At 65.0% G+C, this 2,318-nt stretch carries 3 protein-coding genes and 1 pseudogene; all 4 read left to right on the top strand.

Going from position 1 to position 2,318, the window contains the following annotated elements; all coding sequences use genetic code 11:
* Positions 1 to 966, top strand: a 966-nt coding sequence (locus WAN02_RS14145; RefSeq protein ID WP_422264827.1) for a thiamine pyrophosphate-dependent dehydrogenase E1 component subunit alpha, incomplete at its 5' end; no start/stop codon positions are given.
* Positions 967 to 970: 4 nt separating this feature from the next.
* Complete coding sequence (locus WAN02_RS14140) at positions 971 to 1,969, top strand: alpha-ketoacid dehydrogenase subunit beta (protein ID WP_422264826.1); 999 nt, start codon at positions 971 to 973, stop codon at positions 1,967 to 1,969.
* Positions 1,962 to 2,198 carry a biotin/lipoyl-containing protein gene (locus WAN02_RS14135; RefSeq protein WP_422264825.1) on the top strand — a complete coding sequence of 79 codons (237 nt, stop codon included), beginning with the start codon at positions 1,962 to 1,964 and terminating at the stop codon, positions 2,196 to 2,198. Before WAN02_RS14140 ends, WAN02_RS14135 begins: the two co-directional genes overlap by 8 nt.
* A 16-nt stretch (positions 2,199 to 2,214) precedes the next feature.
* A pseudogene (locus WAN02_RS14130) lies at positions 2,215 to 2,318 on the top strand (enoyl-CoA hydratase); the annotation flags it as partial.

Here is a 2,318-nt window from a genome sequence, read left to right as displayed (position 1 = left end):
GAAGTGCACAAGCGCCTCTATGCCTTGATGGTGCTGATGAAGGCTGCCGACGACCGGCTCTCCAAAGGGATCGGCACCGGAGAATTCATGTGCGTGTACTGGCCGTCGCGCGGCCAGGAGGCGATCGCCGCCGCGATGGGTATCTCGCTGCGAGCCGACGACCAACTGGTGACCACCTATCGCGGGCTGCACGATCTGATCGGCAAAGGCGTACCGCTCGAAGAGATTTACGGCGAGATGATGGGGCGCACGACGGGCGCCGGCCGTGGTAAGGGCGGCACCATGCACATCGCAAAACCCGAGAACGGGGTGATGCTGTCGACCGGCATCGTTGGCGCCGGACCGCCGGTAGCGGTGGGCTTGGCGATGTCGGCCAAACGCAAAGGCCTTGATCGCGTCACCGTGGTCAGCTTCGGCGACGGTGCGACCAACACCGGCTCGTTTCACGAGGCGGCCAACATGGCCGCGCTGTGGGATCTGCCGATGGTCTTCGTGTGCCAGAACAATCTTTACGCCGAGATGACGCCCACCAGCGACACCATGAAGCTCGAGCACGTCGCCGAACGCGCGGCCGGCTACGGCATGCCGGGCGTGCGCGTCGACGGTAACGACCCGCTGGCGGTGAAATCGGTTCTCGACGAGGCGCTGCGGCGCGCACGCTCCGGTGGCGGCCCCACCTTCATCGAGTGCGTGACCTTCCGTTTCCGGGGCCACTACTTCGGCGACCGGATGCCGTACATCCCCAAGGAACAACTGGCCGCGGCGATGGATGCCGACCCGGTGCCGAAGTTCCGCGCGCAGCTCGCCGAAGCGGGCATCTGCGGTGAAGCCGAGTTGGATGGCATCGATGACGATGCGCTCGCGACCGTGGAGGCGGCGCTGCACACCGTGATGAGCGCCGATTCCCCGATGGTCGACGAACTCGACCGCGACGTGTACGCAACCCCCATCAAGTTCCCGGTGTAATGGTATGGACGACAAAGAGATGACGATGCGCGAGGCGCTGAACCTCGCGTTGGATCAGGCGCTGCAGGCCGACGACCGCGTGTTCCTGCTCGGTGAGGACATCGCTGACCCTGGCGCCTCGGGCCCCACGGCGGGCCTGTCGACGAAGTACGGCCACGACCGTGTCCTGGACACCCCGATATCGGAAGCGGCGATCGTCGGCGCCGCGATCGGTGCGGCCATCGACGGAATGTTGCCGGTAGCCGAGATCATGATCATGGACTTCATCGGTATCGCGGCAGACCAGCTGATCAACAACGCCGCCAAATTGCGATTCATGACCGCTGGGCGCACCACGGCGCCGATCACCATCCGCACCCAGGTCTATGCGGGGTTGGCCACTGGCGCAACTCATTCGCAGAGCCTGGAGGCGTGGTTCATGCACATCCCCGGGATGAAGGTGATCGTGCCCTCCACCCCGCGAGACGGCAAAGGCCTACTCGCGTCGGCGATCTTCGACGAGGACCCGTGCTTGTTCGTCGAAACGATTCGGCTGCAAGGCAAGAAGGGGCTGGTTCCCGTCGACCCGGGCTTCAGGATTCCGCTGGGCCAGGCCGACATCAAGCGGTCCGGCACCGACGTGAGCCTGATCAGCTACGGCCGGCCCGTGCACGACGCGCTGGCAGCGGCGGAAACCCTCGCCGGCCAGAGCGTCAGCGCGGAGGTCGTCGACCTGCGGACCCTGGTACCGCTCGACGTCGAGACGATCGTCGAATCCGTGCGCCGAACTCGCCGGGCCGTAATCATCCACGACGCAGTGCAATTCGGCGGCCCCGGAGCGGAGATCGCCGCGATCCTGCAGTCCGAGCTGTTCGGCGAGCTGGTCGCGCCCGTCGAGCGGGTCGCGGCCAGGTTCATCCCCAACCCCGCCGCGCCCGCGCTGGAGGCAACTGTGTATCCGTCGCCGGAACGGATCGTCGCCGCCGCTCAGCGGACCCTGGACCGGGCGGGAGCCCATGGCTGACTTCATCATCCGCATTCCCCGGGTATCGGTCGCCGTCTCTGAGGCAGAGCTCACCGATCTGCTCGTCGAAGCCGGACAGCATGTGGACGAGGGCACGCCGATCTACGTGATCGCAACCGAGAAGGTGGAGCAGGAAATCGAGGCTGGGACCTCGGGCACCGTGCAATGGACGGGCCAGATCGGGACTACTTACGACATCGGCGCAGAAATCGGCGTCATCACTTCATAGGGAAAGGTAAAAACGTATGGACCTCAACGAAACCCGCGAGAGAATCATCTACCAAAAAGAGGGACCGATCGCGAAGATCACCCTCAACTGGCCCGAGAAGGCCAACGCTCAGGACCAGAA

The organism is Mycobacterium sp. (genome assembly GCF_049281135.1).
Classification (GTDB): domain Bacteria; phylum Actinomycetota; class Actinomycetes; order Mycobacteriales; family Mycobacteriaceae; genus Mycobacterium.
The sequence above is the reverse complement of the archived record's forward strand: the minus strand, read 5'-3'. Positions and strand labels throughout refer to the sequence as shown.

Bases quoted from the DNA above. Each gene is read 5' to 3' on its own strand.
- WAN02_RS14135 (WP_422264825.1), top strand. From the start codon at position 1,962: ATGGCTGACTTCATCATCCGCATTCCCCGGGTATCGGTCGCCGTCTCT.
- WAN02_RS14140 (WP_422264826.1), top strand. From the start codon at position 971: ATGGACGACAAAGAGATGACGATGCGCGAGGCGCTGAACCTCGCGTTG.